A 24,719-nucleotide genomic window follows, 5' to 3' on the forward strand; every position below is an offset into this window, starting at 1 on the left:
TATAGGCCTTTAACGAATTGGGAGGTTTAATGTTTCAACCTACAAAAAAAGGGGAAAGTATTAGTATACCATCCCCTTTTCGGTTTGTAACAAACTTATTACTCCCCCATATGAAGCCATTCCTTTTTGGCCAGTAATTCTTCTTTTGTTTCACGGATGTCTTCATCATCAACACAGCAATCTACCGGGCAAACCGCTGCACACTGAGGCTCATCATGAAAGCCTACACATTCGGTACATTTATCAGGCACTATATAATAGATATCATCTGATAATGCAGCCTGTGTTTCTTCAGCGCTTAATGTATTACCATCGCCAAAATCAATAACACCCTTTAATCCCGTTCCGTCTGAAAAACGCCATGCGGCGCCGGCATCATAAATAGCATTATTAGGGCATTCGGGTTCACAAGCTCCGCAATTTATACATTCATCGGTGATTTTAATCGCCATAGTTCTTTATATCTTATAATCTCAATTAACTTTGCCTGTAATTAACAAACATACAAATATAACAAAAAAAGATTTTAAGGGGTTCAATCCTTACCATATATATGTCAAAATTTTATAAAACAAAGCTAATAGAAGTATTTTCAAAACTGGGAGCCCAATTAACTGATCCAAATGAGGAGCTATCAATCCTGATAAATAGCGAAAAACAATATAACGCGTGGTTCACTCCTGAAAGTGTACTGGAAGCCGTAACAGCTATCGGGAAAATGCTAAATAATGATGATTTAACCCAATGGCTTAACAATTATAACTTTGATGAAAGCAAACCGGCTAAAAAAGTTGGCCTCATATTAGCCGGAAACATCCCTATGGTTGGTTTTCATGATGTGTTATGCGTACTTGTAAGCGGGAATCTTGCATTAATAAAATCTTCGTCGCAAGATTCACGGCTCATCAAACACATCCTGCAAATGCTGGTTACTATAGAGCCTGCCTTTAGCGAACAGTATAGCTTTGTTGAAAGACTTGAGAATTTTGATGCCGTAATTGCCACCGGCAGCAACAATACATCGCGTTATTTTAATTACTACTTTGGTAAAGTGCCAAATATTATCCGCAAAAACCGTAATAGTGTGGCCCTGTTAACGGGCAATGAAGCCGCAGAGCAACTATATAAACTTGGGCATGATATTTTTGATTATTTCGGCCTGGGTTGCCGCAACGTATCAAAGCTGCTGGTGCCTAAGGGTTACAATTTTAATTTCTTTTTTGAGTCGATAGAAGTTTACCAGCCTATCATCCACCATAATAAATACAATAATAATTATGGTTACAACAGGTCTATTTATTTGGTAGGTAATGAGCAGCATTTAGATAATAACTTCCTTTTGTTAAAAGAAAACCCATCACTATCCTCACCATTAGCCGTCTTGTTTTACGAATATTATGATAACCTGCAATCGGCGCAAGATGCCTTAAACCAGCAAAGCGATAACATTCAATGTATAGTTAGTGCAGCGCCGTTAACAGTAAACAACCAGGTAGTTGATTTCGGCATGAGCCAGCAGCCTGCATTATGGGATTATGCAGACAATGTGGATACAATGGCGTTTCTTGTGAAAGGAGTTCATAGTTCATAGATCATCCATCCTCCGAAAGACTTACGAAGTTTTTGAAACTTCGTAAGTTTCCTGAACTACCTCAATTCTCTTTTCCTGATAACAACAAAGGGATCCCATTAGGATATGCCTGGTATAAAACGTAAGTACCTTTTTTATCAGTAGCTGCATCAACCCTTTGCATGCGTTTTCCCTGCCAAACCCAGGCCTTTTTCCAGCCAGGGGATACATAGGTTTTTAAGGTTAATGGGAGGTCATACATTGTTTTGTCCAGAGAAGTGGAAAGTGTTATTACTAGCTTGCTATTTTTTTCGTCGCTTTTAACTTCGGCATGTTCCCGCTCGCGCATATATTTGGTTACATCGCCAAAAGTTGCGATCCACAAATTTTCCCGCTGGTTTTTGATGTATTGAAAATACTCATCAAGCAAGGTATGTGGCAATGCCTCGTAACCCAGGTTATCAACCCCGTGAAACACTAAAACCAGCCAGGTATTATTTTTTGAAACAGCGGTATCAACCCATGATTGCATTAAAGAGAGCGGTGTTTTGGTAGTAGCACCGCGTTGCCACTGGATATAATCCTTGCTGGTAGTGCCGGGTGTTTGTTTGCTTGCGCGATCAATTTCTTTAAGCCAGGGCTCGGGCATCCGGTTGCGCAGCGCGGGGTAAATTTTGTAGGCAATTTTCATTACCCGCTCGTTTTCGTATCCATAAGGCACTTCGGATGAAAAAGTGTATTTAGCTCCCATTTTATCCCTTATGTCTTCTTTGCTTTTTTCCAGCTCATATTGAATATTTACCGAATCCAGTCCCGGCATGCTGGCGTGTGTAATAGAGTGACTGGAGATCTCATACCCGCGTGAACCATAGTTTCTCAAATCATCCCAGGTTAGGCCTTCTTCCTGCAATACTTCATCGCAAGGCTGGTACCCGGGTTGAAACTCACCCTTCCGTACTTTTTCGTAAAGCTCATCCATAACCTTAAAAGCCTGCTCTTTAGTTTTAGCATTATCATAAAGGCTTGCAGCTTTAGTAACATAAGTAATGGTGCCCTTGTAGCCTAAATATCCCCCGGCTGAGCAACGCTCCAGGAAATTTTTATCATTTGTTGGGATACTTGCAGACTCTTTAATAATAGTTTTTACAGGGCGGCCAATAAATTTACCATGATATTTTGAACCGGGAATACCCCCGGTGATCACAAAAAAAGTAGCGGGAAGTTTAAGGCGCTCCATTATAGGTAAAGCATTTTTAAACTGGTTAATAGAGCCGTCGTCATAAGTAAGTGAAACAGCACCGTTTTTTCCATACTGCCATTTGCTTATTTCCGTTTTGCCAACCGGGACCTGCTGAGCCTTAGAAGCTATTGCAAATAAAAATATACCGGTTATAATAAAAAGGCTTTTAACGGAGGTTTTGATCACTGTATTCATAATTCAAATTTAACCGAATAACTGAACTATGTTAACAATAGCATAAATATTACAAATATGAATAGTTACAGGTTATAGATAAGTCCTGCGGTTTTGCCGTTAAATGTTATTGGATTCTTCTCTAAAAACTGTCTTAATTTATTACCATTATGCCGTTCGGTGCTATACATCGTTCCGTCAAACAATAATAAAAACACCCCTTGCACAATGATAGCAGAACCATAGCCGCGCAACTGGTTTGAGTTCCTTGTATCGCCACGATGTTTGAGAAAAATACCTGTACCTATATAAGCCAGGTCAAGGCCACCGTTAATCAGAAAGATCTTTTCTATTTTTTGCTGTGCTTTTAAGCTTTCGGATGCGTTAAGTTGTTTGCCGGTATTATTTCTCGCACCGGTATAACCTAATAAGGCAGCGCCTAAGTTTGCTGCGCCCCAAATAGTGCTCATCTGGTAAAAGTATTTGTTTGATCCGCCTTTCGAACTTGCCCAGCCTGCAGCGCCTGCGCCAATATTTACTATAGCCCAACTTCCTAAAACTTCCATACCGGTAGTGGTAATATGGTTTCTGTAATAATTAAAGCTTTTAAGCGAATCCTGCGCAAATGCGCGGGTGCAGATAATAAGAAAAATGAAAATTAAGGTCTTCTTCATAAGGAACCGTTAGCGATCCAAGTTACGAAGAATTTTATCCAATAGATTGATCGTCACTCCCCCATGCAGTAACTATTATGTTCCTTGGTTTGGCATTGTCGCGATGCTCGCACAGGTAAATCCCCTGCCACGTTCCTAAAGCAAGACGCCCGTTACGCACAGGAATAGTTACCGAGCTACCTAATATGGCTGCTTTAAGATGTGCTGGCATATCATCAGCCCCTTCATCATCATGCAGGTAATCCGGATCATTTTCCCTTACAGCTTTATTAAAATAGGTTTCAAAATCCTTACGTACCGTTGGATCAGCATTTTCATTAATAGTTAAAGATGCTGACGTATGCTGAATAAACACCTGGCAGATCCCTACCGCCAGATCACTGATCTGCGGCAGCGCCAAAGTAACTTCAGATGTTATTAAATGAAAACCCCTCTTTCTCTCTTTTAACTGCAATCCCTGCTGATATATTTTCATCATAAAATCAAAGTGTATGAATATAAAATTAAGTGCAATATCTATACCATATGATTTAAGAAGCGTAACAATTGCGTTGTAATAAGTGTACTTAATTTAAAACCATTACCTATGGGATACTTTTAAGCCTCTATATACTCCTGCATTCTCTATCTTTACAATTCTTTAACACACTTTAGCATTATTGATGAAAAAAATAGGGTTATTTATATTGATGAGCGGGTTAATTGGTTCTGTATTTGCACAAAATGAGCAAACTTCACCCGCTTCTATTGCTAATAATGGCAAAGTATGGGGCTCAATTTACCAGCAAAGGGCTGCGGAATATAAGGCCTTATGTTTCCAGGCCTATAATATTGCACGATTTCGTTTGGATGCCGCTTTAAAGAAACATCATACAAAACCATTTGCAGTAGTTACCGATATTGATGAAACTTTACTTGATAATAGCCTTTATGATGCGCAAAGGGCATTAAATAACCAGGAGTTTGATTCAAAAACCTGGAAGGAATGGACAGGTAAAGGAATTTGTGATACGGTACCAGGTGCGCCATCTTTTTTTAAATATGCGGCTTCAAAGGGTGTGGCAGTATATTATATTACCAATCGTGATGAAGATGAACGGGCAGGAACTATAAAGAATCTTAAATTGTATCACCTGCCTTATGTTGATGACCAGCATTTGATCTTAAAATCAACAACATCGTCAAGCAAGGAATCGCGCAGGTTGAATGTTTTAAAAACGCATGAGATTATTTTATTATGCGGCGATAACCTGCCGGATTTTGATGCTTGGTACGACAATCATCCCTCTGAAGAAAACAGGCAGGCTGCAACCGAAAAGTTAAGAAAAGCGTTTGGTAATAAGTATATTATAATTCCCAACATGTCATACGGGGATTGGGAGAATTCAATGTTTAATTATAATTACAAGCTTACCAATTCACAAAGAGACTCTATAATCAAAGCTAAAATCAAGGTGAATAATTAATCAAATGTGCAGTTATGCCATGCCGGTACTTTAAATTCATAATTTAAAACCTCCCGGATAGGTACACTATTAATTAGCTTCCAGCTATTCAGCTCGTTTATAAATTCAGGAGCAGTTAATCCAGCTCGTAAGGCTGCCTGCAGGTAGAAATCGGATTTTGCGGGATGATCCGGTGAACTGGCATTTATCAAACCGCCAAAAGCATCCTGCTCAATTACAGCAAGCGTTATACCTAAACAATCTTCCAAATGGATCAGGTTAACTGGGGCTAAACCATTAGGGATGCCCTTTTTACCTGCAAAGAAACGTCCGGGATGCCTTCCCGGCCCAACCAACCCTGCAAAGCGGATTATTGTAGTTTTGAAAGCGATTTGCAGTTTGAAAAGATTTTCTGCTTCTAGTAACGTTTTACCTGATTCTGTATCAGGTTTAGGACTATCGAGTTCATTTACTTCACCATTGCTATCGCCATAAACCACAGTTGAGCTGATATAAATAACTTTGGCTATTTGATGCCTGTTAATAACATTAATAATTCTTTGAATTTTAGGCGGATAATCCTTTCCCTCTCCCTGCCTTGCTTTTGGCGGGATGCTGATTATTAATATATCACACTTGAAAAATTCAGGATCATAATCTTTGCCCTCTGCTTTAAAATTAACCAGGCAGGGAATTATGCCTAAATCAGATAGTTGCTGCAGCTTTTCAGGAGATGTAGCCGAGCCTTTAACAATAACTTTATTTTTTAATAATGATTTTGCAAGGGCTTTACCATACCATCCGCAGCCTAAAATACTAACTATCATACTTTGTAAAAAAGCAAAGTTAGCTTAATATTTATAAAGGCTCAGTGGTCTTTGTGCCTCCTTAGCGTTCTCCGTGGTTAGTTTTTACCGCAGAGTTCACAAAGGAATGCACAAAGTGACACAGAGTTAAATTATGGAGATACTCGATTTAGAAACCGGTTGATGTGGTTAGCTCTTTCCAGTTCTCCAAATCATTCTTAACAGTTTCTATTTTTTGATAGGCAATATCATAAGCATCCTGTCCTAAAAATAAATTTAAAGGTGCATCAACCGCACCGGCAACTTCAATCATAGCCGCTGCTGCTTTTTCGGGATCGCCGGCCTGGTTGCCATTGATACTGTTTTGGTGAGCGTTCTGTATTTCACGGACCTTCTTATATTCAGCAATTTCATTTTTCGGTACATTTAATGAATCGGGCTCAAGAAAGTTTGTCCTGAAGTAACCGGGCAATACAACAGTAACTTTAACACCAAACTCTTTAACCTCTTCAGCCAAAGCGCCGCTAAAGCCGGTAACAGCAAACTTAGTTGCGCAATAGATCCCAAAGCCCGGAAATGAGCTTGTAAAGCCGCCTATGGATGAAATATTAAAGATATGCCCTGATTGCTGTGCTCTTAAATGAGGCATTACCGCCCTGATCACGTTTAATGACCCAAATACATTGATATCAAAGTTATCGCGGGTTTCCTTATCGCTCAACTCTTCCAGGCTGCCTGTTAAGCCGTAACCAGCGTTGTTTACCACCACATCAATGCGGCCGAAACGGCTAATTGTCTGGCTTATGGCATCTGCCACACTTTGCTCAGTAACAAGGCTAACAGCCAGTGGTAAAAAATTATCCGAAACACCAACTGCCTTGTTTAAATCATCAATACTTCTTGATGTTGCCGCTACTTTATTTCCATTATTTAATAGTTTTTTAACCAGGCTCAGGCCTAAACCTTTTGACGCGCCGGTAACAAACCAAACTTTATCTGATCCCATTTTGTATATTATTTAATTAAGTTATTTAGAAATTAGCCCTGGTAGGCCATTGATTTTGAGAGCTCCTCATTCAGTTTAAACTCTTTTTCCAGCACTCCAAGCTTTGTCATTGCCCTGCTGTAGGCATCCTCCCCCAGTAACAAATGGACCGGAGGATTATCGTCATCAGCAATTTTTATCATTGCTGCAGCAGCTTTTTCAGGATCGCCTATCTGGTTGCCATCCATTTGCAGATAACGGGCGTGTGAATTTCGTACATCCTGGTACTCGCTGATCGGATTTTTAGTCATTACCAATGAATCAGGCGTTAAAAAACTGGTTCTGAACGCCCCGGGAGCTACCACTGTAACCTTTATTCCCATTGATCTTACATCATCAGCTAAAACCTCTGAAAGTCCTATCACTGCAAATTTTGTTGCTGCATACAAAGCCCAACCGGTTCCGGCGGCTATGCCAGCAATTGAGGAAATGTTTATGATATGCCCTGATTTTTGCTCCCGCATAAAGGGCATTACCGCACGAATAACGTTCAGGGTGCCGAACACATTGATATCAAAGCTCTCTCTGGCTTCCTCATCCGTTAGTTCTTCTATGCTGCCGCCAATGCCATAACCGGCATTATTTATAACTACATCAATACTTTTAAATGTATTTTGAGTTGTTTGGATAGCTTCAGCAACGCTTTTTTCGTCAGAAAGATTAACGTATAAGGGTAAAAAGTTATCAGATACTTCGCCTACTGCTTTAACAAGGCTGGCTACATACCTGGAGGTTGCTGCTACTTTTTGTCCGGCAGCTAATAATTGTTTAACAAGGCTTAGCCCAAATCCTTTGGAGGCTCCTGTTATAAACCATACTTTGTTGTTTTCAATAATCTTGTTGTTTTTCATAAAACAAAATTATGGCGAAACCAGGGCATGCCGCTTGCATCATTCAAACCAATACTTACAAAATTCAAACAATTCTATAAACAGATGGGGTTGTTGTGGTTTGTTTTTTGAAAAAGTTGTTAAAATGGGCAGGTTCTTCAAAGCCCAGGCTATAGCTAATTTCGGAAATATTCCAGTTAGTATGCTTTAATAATGCAATTGCTTCACTGGTTAAACGTTCAAAAATATGGTCTGTCGTGGTTTTACCTGTAGTTTGACGGATAGCCCGGTTGAGGTGGTTTACATGCACTGCCAACTGCTCGGCATAATCCTTTGCCGACCGTAAGGTAAACCGCTGAGATGGCGTCTCAATGGGAAACTGGCGTTCAAGCAACTCAGTAAAAACTGAAGTGATGCGAGAGTTTGCGTCAGGGTGCTGATAAAGTGTTTCTGTAGGAGCCACTTTAAGCGCATAATGAATAAGCTCCGTTACGTAGTTACGCAGCAGGTCGTATTTAAATTTATAGTCTGAATTTATTTCATTCAGCATTTTATCAAATAACTGGCTTACATATTGGTCCTGTTCTATATTCAACGCATATGAAGGCTTACCACCCGCAGCAAACATAGGCAGTTCATGGATGTTGTTGCGAAGCATTTCGGTAAAAAACGATTCTTTGAAGATGCAAAAACAACCACTCCTATCATCAGATGTTGATTCAATGGTATATGGTACCTGCGGATTAAAAAAGATGAGCGTTGTACCATCAACCTCAATGCTTTTATCAGCATAATGATAAATGGTTTTACCCCTAAACAGGCTGATCTTATAAAAATCGCGGCGACTGTATTTTACCGGTGTAGCGCTAGGCCCATAGCAATCTTCTATCCTGAAAACGTTAAAATGACCGATATCCTGGCTTAGGTTATCAGGTAGCCAGTTAAATTTGCTCTTGTAGAACTCCTCAATTGTTTCTGTTTGTGCCATGATACAAAGTTACATAATTCAAACTAAAGCATATAGTCATCCAATTTTAATGATCCATGTAAATATAAAACAGGCGGTAAAAGCAAGTTCTTATTTTTTAAAAGGATGTCCCAGCCAGATCATTACTAAGGGAAGCAATAGAAATGGCACTTCAATTGCAGTAGCTTTGAGGTTACCGTCTTTTAAATGAAATGCCATGATCAATAATATCAGGGTGGCATTAATTACATTGCCCGCAAAAAATGTAGGCGGGAATAGCACCATCACTCCTACAGCCAGGGTTAACAAACCAATGATAATTTGTACTGACCTGCTAATGTTCCATTGGGTAAACATGTTTTGGTCTCCCGGTTTTGCCGTAAAAACAGCCCAACCATGTTTAAAGCTAAAGTAAGCTGTAACCAATATGAGTATGCCGCTAACTATTTTCATTTCTTTTGATTTAGAACCGGGCGGAGTAATATGAAATATCGCCCCGCCCGGTATTTATAAATGAATTATAAGTTCATACCACCTGAAACCTCAATGCGTTGTCCGTTTATCCATTTGGCGTCTTCCGTACATAAAAAGGCTACAACGCCTCCTATATCGCCAGGTAAGCCTACACGGCCCAAAGCGGTTATTCCGGCAATAGTTTTATTCATTTCCGGGTTATCCCGTACCATGCCGCCGCTAAAATCTGTTTCGATTGCACCCGGCGCCACAACATTTACAGCAATACCACGCGAGCCAAGCTCTTTTGCAAGGTAACGGCTAAGTACTTCAACCGCTCCTTTCATTGATCCATAGGCTGAAGAGCCCGGGAAGCTAAATCTTGCCAGTCCGCTTGAAATATTGACGATCCTGCCGCCATCATTAATAATTGGAAGCGCCTTTTGGGTAAGAAAAAACACACCCTTATAATGGATGTTTAACACCTCGTCAAATTGTTCTTCGGTTGTTTCTGCAAATAAAGCATGTAAACCGGTGCCGGCATTGTTAATTAAAAAGTCGAAGTGATCTGTATCAAAAGTATTTTTAAGCGCGGCTTTTACTTCGGTAAAAAAGGTATCAAAGCTTTTAATATCACCTGCGTTTAACTGCAAGGCAACAGCCTTTTGGCCAGCTTGCTCAATTTCGGCTACTACAGCTTGTGCCTCATCTTTTTTACTGTGATAGGTAAGAATTACATTGATCCCTTTTTTGGCAAGGTTTAAGGCCATGTTTTTGCCCAGTCCGCGGCTGCCACCGGTTACCAAAGCTATTTTATTACTGTTTTTCATCTTTGTTTATTATTTATTTTGATGTTACAAATGTAGTGCGGTGACAGGGTGGATGGTTTGCAAACATCAATCCATTGTTTGCAAAATTCAAATCATTGAAACCTATGAACGAAACGCTACAGGCGCTAGTGTTGTTTGTTTTCTGAAAAAATTAGAAAAATGGGCAACTTCCTCAAAACCGAGGCTATAAGCAATTTCCGAAATATTCCAGTCGGTTTGCTTCAACAGGATCTTGGCTTCCTGGATGATCCTGCTGCTGATGATATCGGTTGTGGTTTTACCCATATTTTCCTTTAATACTTTATTTAAATGATTTACATGTACGGAAAGACGCTCGGCATAGTCTTTAGCTGTGCGCAAGCCGAGTTTTTGGTGTGGCGATTCAATAGGAAACTGCCGCTCCAGCAACTCAATAAATAAAGAAGAAACACGGGCAGATGCAGTGTGTAGAGGATATAATGAGGTGGCGGGCTGCAATTTTTGCCCGTAATGGATCAGTTCAAGCACATAGTTGCGCAACAGGTCGTATTTGTATGTATAATCAGATGAGATCTCTTTATACATCTTTTTGAAGATCAGTGTAATATCATCTGCTTCTTCATCTGTAAGTTGAAATATCGGATACCCACCGGGTTGAAAAATCGGGAGTTCATCCAGTACAACGCCGCTTTTATTCTGAATTAAAAAATCGTGGGTAAAAATACAGAAGTAACCAAACTGGTTATCGTCCTGCGGCACCCAGTGATAAGGAATTTTCGGCGTAGCAAATAAAAGCGCGTTCTTTTCAATATCAATTTCCTTATCGGCATATTGGGCCTTGTTCCGGCCGCTGACAACGCTGATCTTGTAATATGCCCGCCTGTTGTAAGGCATAAAAGGCTTCTTTTTAAACTTCGCCACAATGTCATCCACCTTAAACACATTAAAATGACCGATTTCTTTATTAATACCATCGGGGATCAGCGTTGATGTTTGCTGGTAAAATTCTTCAAGTGATATGATATCCATAACTTACTTATTGTTTGCAAAATTCAAATACAAAGTAAATATACTTATTAAAGCAATTCAGTCCTCTATTGCAATGTCATTAGGTTAAGGAAACTAAATAATTTATTTATCCCACAAACTTAATCGCCTCACCCTGCCTTCTCCAAAGGAGAGGGTTCTGAACAAGCGCGAAGTTCAAGTCCTCTCCTTTGAAGAGGATTTAGGTGAGGCCAAATCATAAAGGTTCTCTTAACTTTATGACATTGCCTGTATTGTCTGCCTGTCTATTCGTTATCACGCCTTTGGCGCACTTGTCAAAATCACTATCTTTAGCTTCTGTCTAACTAAATTATAAAAACAATGTTCCTGCTAAAACCTAAAAGCTTTTGTTTGCCACTTACACTGCTGCTATTTTTATTTTTAAGTATTAATTGCACTGCACAACTACGCGATCCCTTATTAAAACAGAAAGCCATATTAAATATAATGCAGAGGGTGGCCGACTGGCAGCTTAATGAATGGGACACAAAAGGGTTTAACCATCCGGCAGTTGACTGGACTAACGCGGCTTGCTATACCGGCATTTATGCTTTAGGAGTAATAAAGGGTAACGATAAATATTTATCAGCCCTGACTAAAATAGGTGACGATTTGCGATGGAACACCGGCAAAAATCGTTTTATGGCCGATGATTATTGTATAGGGCAAACCTATTCGTTGCTATGCAGCAAGTATCATGATAAAAAAATGATAGCTCCATTCATTAAGCTGGCAGATAGTATCATAGACAAACCGCATGGTGAACTGCTTGATTGGAAAAATAACATAGCAAGCCGGGAATGGGCCTGGTGCGACGCCTTGTTTATGGGGCCGACTGCATTAAGCTATCTAAGTACTGCAACAAAAGACCCTAAATATTTAAATACAGCCATTAAGCTTTGGTGGAAAACAACTGATTATTTGTATGACCCAACCGAACATTTATATTTTAGAGATGGCAGCTATTTCAACAAAAAAGAAAAGAACGGCAAAAAAGTCTTTTGGTCGCGGGGAAATGGCTGGGTGCTGGCAGGATTGGTTAGGGTGATGGAAAATATACCTGCTGATAACCCCGATAAAAAGAAATTTGAGCAATTATATAAAGACCTGGCAGCTAAAATAGCATCGTTGCAACAACCTGATGGCAGCTGGCATGCATCATTGCTCGACCCGGAAAGCTACCCCGTTAAAGAAACAAGCGGAACAGGGTTTTATTGCTATGCATTAGCATGGGGCTTAAACCATAACCTGCTTGATAAAAAAACATACTGGCCCGTAGTTAAAAAAGCCTGGGCAGCGCTTACTTCATCCGTTCACGACGATGGTATGCTGGGTTATGTGCAACGTATAGGCGATAGCCCGGATATGGTGACCGGCAACAGTACTGAGGTATACGGCGTTGGGGCATTCCTGCTTACAGGTACCCAGCTTTACCAATATATTGGCATGCACCCGGGAACAGAATAATTAACTATTATTCTTTTGGATAGTGGATGGTTACAGCGCTGCCAACAGTTACATTGCCGATATAACCATTAGCTTTTGAAGAACCGTTGTCTTCAATATTATACCTGAAGTTTGTTTGGATTGGATTATTAGGGCTGATAGTAATTAACAGGTGTTCTCCGTCTTTAAATGTGGCGTTGTAATTATAAGTTGAATTGGAAACTACATTAGCCGAATCCAAAGGTGTAATTATTTCTTTTTGCTCAAGGCTTATCTTTACTTTATAGCCGTAACCGTCGGCAGTTAAGGCTACGTTATGGTTTTCAGTTACCGGTGCTATAGTTTCAGATCTTTTATCACAGCCAATAAATAATGCAGACGTAAAGAGTAATCCTATTAAAGTTTGGAAAGTTTTTTTCATGCAGAAGGTTTACGATTTCAGCTATTTAACTTTCCTTTTAAGCAATTATTGTAATGGTGTGAATTTTTAGCGATTCAATTAAATCATTATTTAGTGATCTTTAAATTCTTCCAATCGCCACCGGAGCCATTGCCAACCCAGTAACCAATCATATCACCATTCATTGGCACTATTTGTTCAACCACAAGAGATGGTTTGGGCTCATTATTAACAAATACGCTGATCTCTTTCCCATTTACTGCTATCCGTATATGGAACCAGCCGTTAGGGTCAGGAGGTGTATTTAAGGGTTTTTCATATTTATTGGGAAATTCAGTGCGAAGACGCGACCAATCGTACTTCGGGCTGGAAATATATTGAACAGCATGGGCCTTTCTGGCAGGGTCAGTCGATTTAAAATTAAAAGGGCGAAAGTATACGGCATCATAAGTTGAGTCATTTACCGCATGGAAAGCAAACCCTACAAAACTTTGCTGTAAAACATCTTTCCCTTTTATATCAAATTCAATATTTCCGTTTGTAAACTTCGCGCCTTTTATCCAGGCTTTTCCATCGTCATTAACTTCATCCAAATGAATAACTGAACCATCATTCGTAATACTGAGCGTACGGTTAATTACTTTAAAGTCATTCGCTTTTTTTTGCTGACCAAAACAAGATGAGAAAGCAAGGAATAATACTACTGTAAAAATAATCTTCATGATATAATTGATGTTAAATTCAACTTAAGCGTAAACGTCAATAAATATGCCATCAGCATAACTAATTAACAATCAATAATTTAAATATAGTTAAACACAAATAATGTTCGTTTATGGTATATCAAGGCGTTCAGATCTGAACGGTAATGTTGTTTACCAGCAATGGCAACTATATAATTTTGTTATTTTTATATCGATGAAAGAAACAGAGAAAAAGTTAGCTTTTGATAACCTGTTAAAGCAATACATTAATTTCGGGCTGCCGACTGACGGGATTGATGAAAAAACAGATTTCACCATTCATAACCTGAAGGATATTCATCTTGACCTCCCCTTTACATCACCTGTGTACCGGGCTAACTTCTTTTCATTTGTATTTGCAAAAGATGCCCACGGAAAATACACTACCGATGACTTGTGTTTTAATACCGTGCCGGGAACTATTTATTTTACCAATCCGGGTCATTATAAATCGCATGTTTGGTTTGAGATCCAGGAAGCATACCTTATAACTTTAAGCGAATCATTTTTAAAAGAGAACGTTCATCCGGATGTTTTCGGAGAATTTCCCTTCTTGCTGGCTGAAACTGTACAACCAAGGGTGTTAGTACCTGAAGTGTTTGCAGAATTTGAACAATTATACCTGCAAATTCAAAATGCTTACATTTCGAATTCGCCCTACCGTACAAGGGTTATAGGTAATCTTTTTGTGGTATTGTTATTGAAAATAAAAGAGTATTTCTGGAAAGATTATAACCCGATATACGAGGGCAACAGAAGCTCGCAAATTGTTAAAACGTTCAAGATGAACCTTGAAAAACATTACCGCGATTTAAGAAGCGGCAAGGCACACCAGGTTTTCAGGCTGCAGGACTATGCAGATGAGCAAAGTTTGCATCAAAACTATTTAAGTAACGTAATTAAAAGCAAAACAGGTAAAGCCATCAGCACCTGGATAGCTGAAAAAACTATTGCCGAGGCTAAATCATTGCTTCAAAACTCAACTACATCCATAAAAGAAATTGCTTACCTGCTCGGCTTTTCGGAGGCAACTCATTTTAGTAATTACTTTAAAAAGAACACAGACCTCTCCCCTGTTTTGTTCCGCAAGCAGCATAGCGCAGCAACATCTTAGATATTTGTATGTAATGCTTTAGAATCCGTCCTTTTCGGGTTGCTCATACTTCGACCTTTGTTCTATCAATTAAAACAAAGGAAAAAATGAAAACTCTAAATGAAAAAGTAATCTTAGTAACTGGCGCCTCAAGAGGCATTGGTGCAGCAGTAGCCCACAAACTGGCAGAAGCCGGGGCTAAAGTAATTATTAACTATGCAGGTGGCCAGGATGCCGCAGAGCAAACCGTTAACAGCATTAAACAACAAGGTGGCGACGCAATAGCCTTACAGGCCGATGTGAGCAAAGCCGATGAAGTTAAAGCGATGTTTGATGCAGCCATTGCATACTACGGCCGCATAGATGTACTGGTAAACAACGCCGGTATTATGATAACCAAATTATTGAAAGATACAACCGACGAAGATTTTACCCGCCAGTTTGATATCAATGTAAGGGGTACCTTCAATACCATGCGTGAAGCAGCCACAAAGCTTGCTGACAATGGCAGTGTTATCAATTTTTCTTCATCAAATAACCGCATTATGCTGCCAACCTATTCAACTTATGCAGCAACAAAATCGGCGGTTGAACAATTAACCCGCGTATTCTCTAAAGAAGTTGGTGCAAGAGGTATAAATGTAAACTCCGTGTCTCCCGGCCCAACAAACACTGAACTATTTACCAAAGGCAAACCACAGGAAGTAATTGATCGACTGGCTTCCCTATCAGCATTTAACCGTATTGGAGAGCCTGAAGACATTGCCAAAATAGTAGTATTTCTTGCCAGCGACGATGCCAAATGGATCAATGCACAAAATATTGGCATTAATGGTGCAATGGCTTAAGGAAGAAGCAAGAAGAAAGAAATCAAGAGTCAGGAATCAAGAAAAAATCAGGAATAATCATCAACCGAAAATCAGTGTAATCACTTCAAAAAATCGGTGTAATCACAATCATTAAAAAAAATCATCATGAACAGTTTAAAAAATAAAGTAGCCTTAATAACAGGCTCAGCAAGAGGTTTAGGAAAAGCAATTGCAGAACGTTATGCAGCATTGGGTGCAGATATCGTAATCAATTATTCAAGAGACAAAGCATCGGCAGATGAAGTGGTAAGCAATATTACCGCTATGGGCGTAAGGGTTATATCTGTACAAGCCGATGTAAGCAAAGTAGCAGATATTGAAAGGCTATTTGAAGAAGCTAAAAAAGCATTTGGCAAGATAGATATTGTTGTAGCCAATGCAGGTATCGAGCTGGTAGAAACGCCGGTTACAGCTTTTACCGAAGAACAATTTGATCGGGTATTTTCCATCAATACTAAGGGCACCTATTTTACCATGCAACAAGCAGCAAAAAATGTAACCGACAACGGAAGGATCATTTACATCGCATCAAGCACTACTTCATTCCCGGTAACCGGAATGGCAGTGTACGGCGGCAGTAAAACTACCCCACGCTACCTGGTTGATGTGCTTTCAAAAGAAATCGGGCACAAAGGGATTACTGTAAACTCCATTATTCCATTCGCGGTTGATCATTCAGGGATCTTTGCGGAAGCAGGTAGTTATCCTGAATTAAGAAAACAATTACTTGACAGTTGCCCAATGGGACGCCTGGCCGAAGTAGAAGATGTGGCCAATGCAGCTGAATTTTTCGCCAGCGATCTTTCATCATTCGTAAATGGCCAGCACTTATTAGTGAATGGTGGGGCTACAAATTAATTGTTGATAATTCAATTTGTAAGTACTCCTATAAACAACGAAGCCCTTTTGACCTGATCAGTGGGGCTTTGTTGTTTATAATAGCTATATATATTTAAGCAACTTTAGCTCCGGGTGGCTAGCCTTATACTTTGCATAACTACGGCAGAGTAAATACAGGATCACTTCGGCTATAAGGAACACCAGGTAAAGAATAGGTAAACCCCAGCGGTGTTCAGGTGGTATTTCTGTATATGGAGCTGTATTGTACCAGTCCTGGTGAAAATTGTGTCCGCGGAAAAAATTTACGCCAAGAGCCAATAAATGGATGAGTGGAATATGTACCAGGTAGTAAAAAAACGGAACCCTGCCAAAGGTGATAAAGATATCAGCAATGCGGCCTTTAACTTTGTTAGCAAACGGCACCAAAGCAATCAAAGGGCCAAGCGTCATAAGCAGGTAAAGCTGTGATGCAGGATATTTTTGTTGATCAAGGATCCGTAATAAAAAAGGGTTATTGCCCTTGTATGCAGGTCCAAAGCAGATTACCAGGATAGCGGCGACCAAGAAAACTGCTATAGCAGCAAGCCCGATCCGCAGGCAAAGCTTTCTGCGCTTATCTGTTTGTTTTAACAGGATTATGCCAAAGCCATAACCGGCCATCATTACGCCTATCCATGGAACAAGCACATAAAGAATATTAATGCCTGGCAACCAGTCTCCTCCCGAAGGATAAATAAACTCCCAAAACCATCCAAATGAGGCACGCCAACCCAATGGCAGGATCAAAGGAACGAAATGGAAAATTTGCTGGCAGAAAACAACAAACAACCCTATTATGCCAATAGTTAAAGGGCGAAGCCTTACAAACAAGGCCAGTAACACCATACACCAACCCAACATCCAGATAACGCCAGCCAGTGTAAATTGGGCATAATTAAGGTTAAACGTCCAGCAAAAGCGGATGAGGGTTAACTCCAAAACGACTAAAAGAAAGCCACGTGAAAGCAGGAATCCTGATAACTTATGCTTATTATTTAACTTATTCCCATATAAAAAAGCACTCGTGCCGGCAAGAAATACAAATGCGGGCACGCAAAAATGGGTTATCCATCTCGTAAAAAAAATGCCCGGCTCCGGCCCTCCCGCAGGCATGCCTGAATATACACGAACATGATCAATAGCCATCAGTACCATCACAACGCCTCGCAGCAGGTCAACAGATTGGATCCTTATTGCTGAAGGTTTATTTTCTAATGTGTTAAGGGTTGTCATTGGCTGTATCTATTTGATTAACAGATTCATTTAGCATTGTAAATTTAATAACATTAGTAATATGCTTAAATAAAAAATTAAAATGACAATTATGACCAGGAAAAACAATTATACACTAAACTTGTATTTGTAAACACCTAAATATTTAAGAGATGAAAAAATTACTTTTTATTATTATAAGCTTAATACCTCTTTCTGTTTTCTGCCAAAATCTAAAGGAATTTAAAGCCGATAACGGAAAAACTTACCATGTAGGTGATACGGTAAAGGTTGGAATGGGATCAATGCCTGATGGCGGGTTTAAATATATCCAGATCACACCTCCCCCGTTTATGCCTCCCCGCCGTAATGGCAACGATTTAAGTGCACGTAGAGATTTCTCGCTTAGCAACGTTATCATTAAAAAAATCAAAAAGGTTTCACAAATGTCAGGCACCGAAAAGGTTGTATTTACTACAAAAACCGGCGGAATAAACAACTATGACATTTGGATTGTAGAAGCTATTGCCGCATGCGAGGTGACTCCTTGTGCCGGTTCAAATTCAAATGCCTCTAATCATGTTGGTATTGCAGATGAACTACTAAAATTGAAAAAGCTATTGGATGCTGGCGGGATTACCCAGGCTGAGTATGATTCGCAAAAGAAAAAGCTTTTAGCAGAGTGATTCTCCGATAAGTCAAACTTACGAAGTTTTCAAAACTTCGTAAGTTTTAATCCTGCGCAGATTATTTTACATATTATAGAAAAACTGCTCAAAAACAACTTTCCCATCCTTTACTTCATAAACCGCAATTTCATGCATCGGCATTCTTCCGCCCTCTTTATAGGTAACATCCATATGCATTGATACAGTAAAGAAATTACCGCTTATAATAGGTTCAGAAACTTCGCCACTATGAATTTCCTGAACCGTACTATACCAATATTGATTTTTCCCTATTACAGCCTCTTTACCCTCTGTACGTTCCATTGGCGAGCCTTTAGCTTCAAGGCTTACAATATTGTCAGCATACAATTCATTTATGGCATCAATATTTTTACCTTCACGGCAAAACTGTACCAGTTTTTCGGCTACTTCTTGTGTTTTCATAATTTACAGGCTTTTTAGTTTATTAAAGCTAAATATTAATAACATGATTTTGTTTGATATTTGTTTTAAGTTTCTGTTAAGTTATCACTTAGCCTGTTTAAATTAGAATTACAGGACTGTTAATAATTCTTAGTAAATTATTGTTACCGAACCGCTTAACACCTGTTTGGCTCTTGCGCTTATAACATAATAATACACACCTGCCGGAAGTTTCTTTCCCTTATAAGTACCGTCCCAGGGCGCCGCATATCCAATGCTTTGAAATAATAAATTGCCATACCTGTCAAATGTTTTTACGGTTACTGAAAGATCGTTATCAAGCCCCGAAATAACCCAGGTATCATTTATACCATCACTGTTGGGCGTAAAGGTATTAGGGATATGAATATCCTTACAATGGCTGCTTATATTAATGGTTTGCGAAGCTTTGCAGCCATTATGATCAGTAACCGTTAAGGTAACCTTACCTAAGCTGCTGGTTGAAAAGGTTGAACCGCTTGCTTGTCCGTTCCATTCATACTTCACAAAGCCATCGGGAGCTGTAAGCGTTATTGCCTCATTTGTAAACTGGCAAAGTGTGGCATCGGGAATTGCCAACTCCGGGTTGTGAAAAAATTGCACAGTGTTCCCTTTTGTAACCATACAGCCCCCCGGAGTTGTTACCGTTGCTGAATAAAGACCTGATTGATTAACATTTATCTGATCTGATATTTCTCCTGTAGACCATTTAATACTCCCCCCGGAATAGGACGCCTTTAGCTTTACGGTTTCTCCATCGCATAAGGTTGTGTTGATTATTTGTTGAATACTGATATCAGGTGGTGTATCAAATTTGAGCATAAACAGATCCGAAGCCTGGCTGCAGGCTGTTAAATTATTGCTAATATTTACCGAATAATTGCCGTCTTGGTTAGCAGTTATGGTAGCTTTATTCTGATCAGCGTTTATAATATCCCCATTGCGAAACCAATTTATTGTATAGGTACCGTCATTAATAAAACCGGATGACAGTACAGCTCCGTCGCCTATACAATAGGCCGGTTTATCGGCGGCAATAATTGGTTTTGTTAACGATATAAAATCGACCTGCAAATCCTTCGATGCAACCCACTCACCTGAGCAGGAAGTTACTTCAACGCTGTATTTACCGGGTTCACTAACTGTAAAATTATCAGCGGTATTTCCATTTAATACACCATTAGTATACCAGCGATATTGATAGGGTTGCCAGTTAATAATATTTGAAGCATCGATTGGTACAATTGCTGATAACTTAGCGTTATCGCCAACACAATAAGCCTGTTTATCGGGTTTTATAACCGGCTGAGGCACTTTTATAAAATTAACCTGCACTTGTTTTGAGGCAACCCAATTATTGGAACATGCGCTTACTTCTACCTTATATTTCCCATTTTCAGTAATATCGAGTGATGCTGTTGTACTACCATTAAGCTCGCCATTTTTATACCACCTATACTGGTAATTTGGTTTATCTTCTGTTTTTAATGTTGCTGTTGAGCCGTCGCAATAGTTTAAATTGTCAGGATAGTTAAATGTAAAAACAGGGGCGGCAATTTGAGTGACTTTTAAATGATTGGTTTCAAAATGAACAGCCGAACAAGGGTCGTATAAAATAGCATTATAATCGCCGGCTTTAGTTATGTTTAATGTTGTATTACTTTCATTAGGAATCTCCTGGCCGTTTTTATACCATTGTACTACATTACCCGTATAACCTTGTATTACTGCTTTGGCCGATGTATTGGCACATAACTGCAGCTCACTGGTATTAAAGTCCTGTCCGTCAAACTGTATAACGTTTAGTTTTTGCATACTGTTAATATAAGGTCCGTAATCAGGTTTCAACAAATAAAGTCCATCAACTGCAGCAATCCAAATCCCGTCCTCGCATACAGGTTTGGTATAGGATAAGGCATTCACACAAACATCATTGATCCCTTTGTTTCCTAAACCGCTATAATGAAAAAATGAATACTTAGCTATAGGCCCGCCATGATATTTTGAGTTTGAAAAATACAAGCCCTGTGCTGAACCTATCAACAAATTCTCTCTTACTACACCTTCTCCAAAACTATACAGGCCATAAATAGAGGTGATCTTACTAATATTTACACCCTTTAAATAATGCTCATGTCCAAAATTGGTCGAATACGAGTAGTCCCAAAAATTTTCGAACAAGCCGTTTTCCGTAGCCCAAAACTGATTTGAATAAACCACAAACTCGTAAGCCGGATCATAGGCATCACCATCGTTATAAAATGCTGACTTTATAGTATTGCCGAAGCTGTTGCCCCCCGTCCATAATTCACCGGAGTAAATTGTATAATTTATCAGCTCCATTGCCGGAACATGATCAACCGTATCTGGGTAACACCTGCAAAACTCACCATCCGTTAACATCTCAGTGCGGTAAGTGGCTTCAAAGATCTGGCTCGGCGAATCCTTGGGGATAGGCAGTATGGCATGGCTTTTAACATTGTAGCGGCAAATGCCATGATTGGTAGCTATTAATAAAGTGTGATCATTTTGTATAAATCCATTATTTGCGCCTGCCTGGTCTACTCCTATTGAATTAACATTTCCCGGAATTTCACCGTTTGCGCCAATCAAACTTACTGCCCCTGCTATACTTTGAATAACGTATTTGTTATTTGTGGCAACATATACGGTATCCTTGCTTACTCCAGCAATATCAATAAAGTGATAGCTATTATATGTACTAAACATGCCGGTGAAATTATCAACCTGTTTTGTAATGCTATTGATGCGGTAAACTTCATTATTTTGAGCCAGCACCCACAGGTAAGGATCATGGAAATCTCGTTTTACCTTAAGAATATTTTTCCCTGCGAGAAAAGTTTCATTCAGATGAAGATCCATATCCTGTTGACTGTAAGCAGCAAAACAATAGATAAGGAGTATAAAAAACAACAACGAACGCAACAGATACATGAAAAAGGGTTTGGCGGATGAAAAGTAGTTTAAATATTTTAAACCGCAAACCATTTTGTTACGTACGATTGTACTACTTATAATATCTAAAAACAAAAGAGCCTGATATTTTCATACCAGGCTTTGTTATTAAAATTGAAAATAGATTTTCGAGACCCAAAAATCTATGCAGTTTGATTTTTGTCGTAACTGATCATCCATTGGATGCCGAATTTATCACGGCACATTCCGCAGTACGCGCCCCAAAATGTTTGGTTCACCGGCATTTCAATTTTACCGCCCTCTGCCAGGCCATTAAAAAGCTTGTCGGTTTCCGCCTCGCTTTCGGTATTAACGCTCATGTAAAAATTATTACCAATGGTTAACTCCATCCCCATTGACTCAAGGGTATCAGTTGCCATCAGTGAATTGTGCGGACCCAGGGGAAGTGAAGCATGCATGACCATGGTTTGTTCTTTCTTGGGCATCTTGTCGTGACCAGGACTTTCATTAAAACGCTGAAACATAGTAAATTCTCCGCCAAATATTGATTTGTAGAAATTCATGGCATCTTCTGTGTTGCCCATGAAATTTAAGTAAGGATTAATGCTGATCATAATGTTGTGGTTTTTTATTTCAACAAAGTTAAGTGCAATAATCCTGTTGCAGAGCGTGTTAATACGACAATGTGAAGGGGGTGATTACGACAAAAATATATTTTACCTTTAACATATGATCGACATTTCAATTTTAGTACTTAAAAATGCAGTAGCGGCATCTATTGCTGATGCAGGATATGTATTTAAAATAGTGAATGAGCTATTGGAAAAATCAGACAAGGAGCCGTTATTCCGGGTAAAGCTGGTTGGGCTTTCAAAAGAAGTAAAGCTCAATAATGGCCTGTTTCATATAACAACCGATGCATTGATAGATGAGGTTGAGCATACTAACCTGGTGATCATCCCCTCAATGACGGGTGATGCCGTTGGTGGCTCCTATATTAATAGGGAATTTGCACCATGGATAACAGAACAATATAAAAAGGGTGCGGAAGTAGCCAGTCTTTGTGTAGGCGCTTTTTTGCTTGCATATACCGGTTTACTAAAGGGCAAGCAATGCACTACACATTGGGCCTATGTGAACGAGTTCAGGTATTACTACCCGGATATAAACCTGGTAGATGAAAAAGTTATAACCCACCAAAACGGTTTGTACTCAAGCGGTGGAAATAATGCATACTGGAATCTGCTGTTATACCTGGTTGAAAAATACACCAACCGCAGTATTGCTATTCATACAGCAAAGTTTTTTGTGATAGATCTCGACCGAAAAGACCAATCGCCCTTTATCATTTTTACCGGGCAAAAGAACCATAAAGACCAGGTGATAATAAATGCCCAGGAATTTATCGAACAAAATTATGCTGATAAATTAACCATTGACCAGGTTGCAGATACCGTCCATATTAGCCGCAGAACGTTTGAACGCCGCTTTAAAAAAGCAACCAGGAACACTGTTGTTGAATACATTCAGCGTGTAAAAATTGAAGCGACTAAAAAGCAGCTGGAGATAGGCAGAAAATCAATTAATGAAGTGATGTATGAAGTGGGTTATGCCGATGTAAAAACCTTTAGGGATGTTTTCAAAAAGATAACAGGGATGACGCCTAACGAGTATAGGAATAAGTATAATAAGGAGTAATTTGGATTGAATAAAATGGTTTTACACCACACTTAGCCTCTTCTGCTCCAGTGCAACCCTAAACATTTGCAATACTACAGAAAACACAATTAAGGACAAACCGGCATAAAAGCCTATGGATAATTCCCGGTTTTCTTTGAAAAATATGATTGCAAGAATTATACTGTATAAAGGTTCGAGGTTAAACGCTAAGTTTACAGTAAAAGCCGAGATCTTTTGCAGGGCAGTTGTGATCATAGAGTACATTAAAACCGTACATACCAGCGAAAGTAGCAGCAGGTAGCCAAAATCGGGCAAGGATGGTATAAATGTAGCAACAGGTGAAAAATACAGGTATAAAGGCATTACAATGGTTACACCGGCGCATCCTCCCAACATGGTATAAAGGGTGATGGTTGAACTGTTAAATGATTTGGTAAGGCGCTTATTAAAAATAGTATACAAGGCAACCAGTATTGCTGAAATTACCCCCATTATAATGCCGGTGCGGTAAGTTGCATCAAGGCCAAATATCAGGGCAATGCCGCACAAGATAAGTCCGCTTAAAAGCAGTTCGCCTACAGAGAACTTTCTGCGGTTTATCAATGGCTCAAGTAAAGCGGTAAAGAAGCTGCCTAACGAGAAACAAACAACCCCAACCGAGATATTTGCATATTTGATACTTGCATAAAAGAAGATCCAGTGCAAACCCAAAAGCGAGCCTGCAAAGGCAATCCTTAAAACATCTTTAAAACTTATTTTTTTCAGCTTTCCGCTAACTGCCAGGATCAGCAATAACATTAACCCTGATAAAAAAAGCCTGTACCAGCTGATCAGCCCTGCATTAAGTGAAATAAGTTTGCCAAAAACACCGGTAAACCCGGCAAGAAATACGGAAAGGTGTAACAGGATCAGCGCTTTTTTCATTAGCTAAATATAATAATTAATGTTACTTTGATAAAAAGGCTGATAGCGTAAGAATTGACTATCAGCTACTTAATTTATTTACCCCTTGATAAAAGGAAAAACAACTGATAATCAGTATATTTCATTTTTTTCCAAGTGTTCGGTTTGTGAAAATGAAACGCTTTTGCCGGTGTGGATACAAAGACTTGCGCTTCGCTTCATCTATGGCTGACAGGACTGATAGAACATGACCCTGACCATGAAAGATTTATAAGATGGAGCTTTACAGTTACCTGGACTTATTTTTTCGAATAAATAACAAGACTACACCCGTAATTATAGTTGGCGACCAAAGAAAGAAGGAATA

At 39.4% G+C, this 24,719-nt stretch carries 26 protein-coding genes; 8 read left to right on the forward strand and 18 right to left on the reverse strand.

Annotation, left to right across the window (positions count from 1 at the left end; all coding sequences use genetic code 11):
- Positions 1-98: 98 nt before the first annotated feature.
- Positions 99-452, reverse strand: a complete 354-nt coding sequence (locus BUE31_RS04405; RefSeq protein ID WP_073400611.1) for a 4Fe-4S dicluster domain-containing protein — start codon at positions 450-452, stop codon at positions 99-101.
- A 101-nt stretch (positions 453-553) separates the two neighbouring features.
- Here BUE31_RS04405 and BUE31_RS04410 point away from each other — a divergent pair, with 101 nt between their 5' ends.
- Positions 554-1,591 (forward strand): acyl-CoA reductase, encoded by a 1,038-nt coding sequence (locus BUE31_RS04410; protein WP_073400613.1) that lies wholly within the window; start codon positions 554-556, stop codon positions 1,589-1,591.
- A 61-nt stretch (positions 1,592-1,652) separates the two neighbouring features.
- Here BUE31_RS04410 and BUE31_RS04415 read toward each other — a convergent pair whose 3' ends face one another.
- The 3 genes from BUE31_RS04415 to BUE31_RS04425 all read right to left on the reverse strand — a co-directional run bounded on the left by BUE31_RS04415 (position 1,653) and on the right by BUE31_RS04425 (position 4,133).
- The gene (locus BUE31_RS04415; RefSeq protein ID WP_073400615.1) at positions 1,653-3,005 is read right to left on the reverse strand and encodes a polysaccharide deacetylase family protein; all 1,353 of its coding nucleotides are present in this window, start codon (positions 3,003-3,005) and stop codon (positions 1,653-1,655) included.
- A 65-nt stretch (positions 3,006-3,070) separates the two neighbouring features.
- Positions 3,071-3,658 carry a DUF6992 family protein gene (locus BUE31_RS04420; protein WP_073400617.1) on the reverse strand — a complete coding sequence of 196 codons (588 nt, stop codon included), beginning with the start codon at positions 3,656-3,658 and terminating at the stop codon, positions 3,071-3,073.
- Positions 3,659-3,692: 34 nt separating this feature from the next.
- Positions 3,693-4,133 carry a secondary thiamine-phosphate synthase enzyme YjbQ gene (locus BUE31_RS04425; protein ID WP_073400619.1) on the reverse strand — a complete coding sequence of 147 codons (441 nt, stop codon included), beginning with the start codon at positions 4,131-4,133 and terminating at the stop codon, positions 3,693-3,695.
- 187 nt (positions 4,134-4,320) lie between these two features.
- Here BUE31_RS04425 and BUE31_RS04430 point away from each other — a divergent pair, with 187 nt between their 5' ends.
- A complete protein-coding gene (locus tag BUE31_RS04430) occupies positions 4,321-5,124 on the forward strand; it encodes a 5'-nucleotidase, lipoprotein e(P4) family (protein ID WP_073400620.1) in 804 nt (267 codons plus the stop codon).
- On the opposite strand, the gene BUE31_RS04435 is transcribed toward BUE31_RS04430, so the two are convergent.
- The 7 genes from BUE31_RS04435 to BUE31_RS04465 all read right to left on the reverse strand — a co-directional run bounded on the left by BUE31_RS04435 (position 5,121) and on the right by BUE31_RS04465 (position 11,042).
- A complete protein-coding gene (locus tag BUE31_RS04435; RefSeq protein WP_073400622.1) occupies positions 5,121-5,930 on the reverse strand; it encodes an SDR family oxidoreductase in 810 nt (269 codons plus the stop codon). The genes BUE31_RS04430 and BUE31_RS04435 overlap by 4 nt on opposite strands.
- Positions 5,931-6,078: 148 nt before the next feature.
- Positions 6,079-6,915, reverse strand: coding sequence for an SDR family NAD(P)-dependent oxidoreductase (locus BUE31_RS04440; protein ID WP_073400624.1), 837 nt, complete (start codon positions 6,913-6,915; stop codon positions 6,079-6,081).
- 32 nt (positions 6,916-6,947) lie between these two features.
- On the reverse strand, positions 6,948-7,805 hold the full coding sequence (locus BUE31_RS04445; RefSeq protein WP_073400625.1) for an SDR family NAD(P)-dependent oxidoreductase: 858 nt from the start codon (positions 7,803-7,805) through the stop codon (positions 6,948-6,950).
- Between the two features lie 64 nt (positions 7,806-7,869).
- Entirely contained in the window at positions 7,870-8,772 is a 903-nt protein-coding gene (locus BUE31_RS04450) for a helix-turn-helix domain-containing protein (protein ID WP_073400627.1), read from the reverse strand.
- A gap of 90 nt (positions 8,773-8,862) precedes the next feature.
- Entirely contained in the window at positions 8,863-9,204 is a 342-nt protein-coding gene (locus BUE31_RS04455) for a hypothetical protein (protein WP_073400629.1), read from the reverse strand.
- Between the two features lie 65 nt (positions 9,205-9,269).
- Complete coding sequence (locus tag BUE31_RS04460) at positions 9,270-10,034, reverse strand: SDR family NAD(P)-dependent oxidoreductase (protein WP_073400631.1); 765 nt, start codon at positions 10,032-10,034, stop codon at positions 9,270-9,272.
- Positions 10,035-10,136: 102 nt separating this feature from the next.
- Complete coding sequence (locus BUE31_RS04465) at positions 10,137-11,042, reverse strand: helix-turn-helix domain-containing protein (protein WP_073400633.1); 906 nt, start codon at positions 11,040-11,042, stop codon at positions 10,137-10,139.
- A 339-nt stretch (positions 11,043-11,381) separates the two neighbouring features.
- Here BUE31_RS04465 and BUE31_RS04470 point away from each other — a divergent pair, with 339 nt between their 5' ends.
- Positions 11,382-12,527, forward strand: coding sequence for a glycoside hydrolase family 88/105 protein (locus tag BUE31_RS04470; RefSeq protein ID WP_073400635.1), 1,146 nt, complete (start codon positions 11,382-11,384; stop codon positions 12,525-12,527).
- Positions 12,528-12,534: 7 nt separating this feature from the next.
- Here the strand turns inward: BUE31_RS04470 and BUE31_RS04475 are convergent, their stop codons facing one another.
- Complete coding sequence (locus BUE31_RS04475; RefSeq protein WP_073400637.1) at positions 12,535-12,927, reverse strand: hypothetical protein; 393 nt, start codon at positions 12,925-12,927, stop codon at positions 12,535-12,537.
- Between the two features lie 86 nt (positions 12,928-13,013).
- Positions 13,014-13,628 (reverse strand): hypothetical protein, encoded by a 615-nt coding sequence (locus BUE31_RS04480; RefSeq protein WP_073400639.1) that lies wholly within the window; start codon positions 13,626-13,628, stop codon positions 13,014-13,016.
- A 103-nt stretch (positions 13,629-13,731) separates the two neighbouring features.
- Here BUE31_RS04480 and BUE31_RS04485 point away from each other — a divergent pair, with 103 nt between their 5' ends.
- The 3 genes from BUE31_RS04485 to BUE31_RS04495 all read left to right on the forward strand — a co-directional run bounded on the left by BUE31_RS04485 (position 13,732) and on the right by BUE31_RS04495 (position 16,469).
- On the forward strand, positions 13,732-14,763 hold the full coding sequence (locus tag BUE31_RS04485; RefSeq protein ID WP_234997746.1) for a helix-turn-helix domain-containing protein: 1,032 nt from the start codon (positions 13,732-13,734) through the stop codon (positions 14,761-14,763).
- 86 nt (positions 14,764-14,849) lie between these two features.
- A complete protein-coding gene (locus BUE31_RS04490) occupies positions 14,850-15,590 on the forward strand; it encodes an SDR family oxidoreductase (protein WP_073400641.1) in 741 nt (246 codons plus the stop codon).
- Positions 15,591-15,716: 126 nt separating this feature from the next.
- Positions 15,717-16,469, forward strand: coding sequence for an SDR family oxidoreductase (locus tag BUE31_RS04495; protein ID WP_073400643.1), 753 nt, complete (start codon positions 15,717-15,719; stop codon positions 16,467-16,469).
- A gap of 84 nt (positions 16,470-16,553) precedes the next feature.
- Here the strand turns inward: BUE31_RS04495 and BUE31_RS04500 are convergent, their stop codons facing one another.
- Positions 16,554-17,723, reverse strand: a complete 1,170-nt coding sequence (locus BUE31_RS04500; protein WP_073400645.1) for an acetyltransferase domain-containing protein — start codon at positions 17,721-17,723, stop codon at positions 16,554-16,556.
- Between the two features lie 152 nt (positions 17,724-17,875).
- Between BUE31_RS04500 and BUE31_RS04505 the strand changes: the two genes are divergently transcribed.
- Entirely contained in the window at positions 17,876-18,388 is a 513-nt protein-coding gene (locus tag BUE31_RS04505) for an SHOCT domain-containing protein (protein WP_073400647.1), read from the forward strand.
- 66 nt (positions 18,389-18,454) lie between these two features.
- Here the strand turns inward: BUE31_RS04505 and BUE31_RS04510 are convergent, their stop codons facing one another.
- The 3 genes from BUE31_RS04510 to BUE31_RS04520 form a co-directional block, all read right to left on the reverse strand.
- Positions 18,455-18,814 (reverse strand): nuclear transport factor 2 family protein, encoded by a 360-nt coding sequence (locus BUE31_RS04510; protein ID WP_073400649.1) that lies wholly within the window; start codon positions 18,812-18,814, stop codon positions 18,455-18,457.
- Between the two features lie 129 nt (positions 18,815-18,943).
- Entirely contained in the window at positions 18,944-21,715 is a 2,772-nt protein-coding gene (locus BUE31_RS04515) for a gliding motility-associated C-terminal domain-containing protein (protein WP_159440634.1), read from the reverse strand.
- 236 nt (positions 21,716-21,951) lie between these two features.
- Positions 21,952-22,383: a VOC family protein gene (locus BUE31_RS04520; RefSeq protein ID WP_073400653.1), complete on the reverse strand. Its 432-nt coding sequence runs from the start codon at positions 22,381-22,383 to the stop codon at positions 21,952-21,954.
- A 115-nt stretch (positions 22,384-22,498) separates the two neighbouring features.
- On the opposite strand from BUE31_RS04520, the gene BUE31_RS04525 reads away from it, so the two are divergent.
- Positions 22,499-23,467: a GlxA family transcriptional regulator gene (locus tag BUE31_RS04525; RefSeq protein ID WP_073400655.1), complete on the forward strand. Its 969-nt coding sequence runs from the start codon at positions 22,499-22,501 to the stop codon at positions 23,465-23,467.
- 21 nt (positions 23,468-23,488) lie between these two features.
- On the opposite strand, the gene BUE31_RS04530 is transcribed toward BUE31_RS04525, so the two are convergent.
- Positions 23,489-24,373: a DMT family transporter gene (locus BUE31_RS04530; RefSeq protein ID WP_073400657.1), complete on the reverse strand. Its 885-nt coding sequence runs from the start codon at positions 24,371-24,373 to the stop codon at positions 23,489-23,491.
- Between the last annotated feature and the right edge of the window lie 346 nt (positions 24,374-24,719).

The organism is Mucilaginibacter sp. OK098 (genome assembly GCF_900142915.1).
GTDB lineage: Bacteria > Bacteroidota > Bacteroidia > Sphingobacteriales > Sphingobacteriaceae > Mucilaginibacter.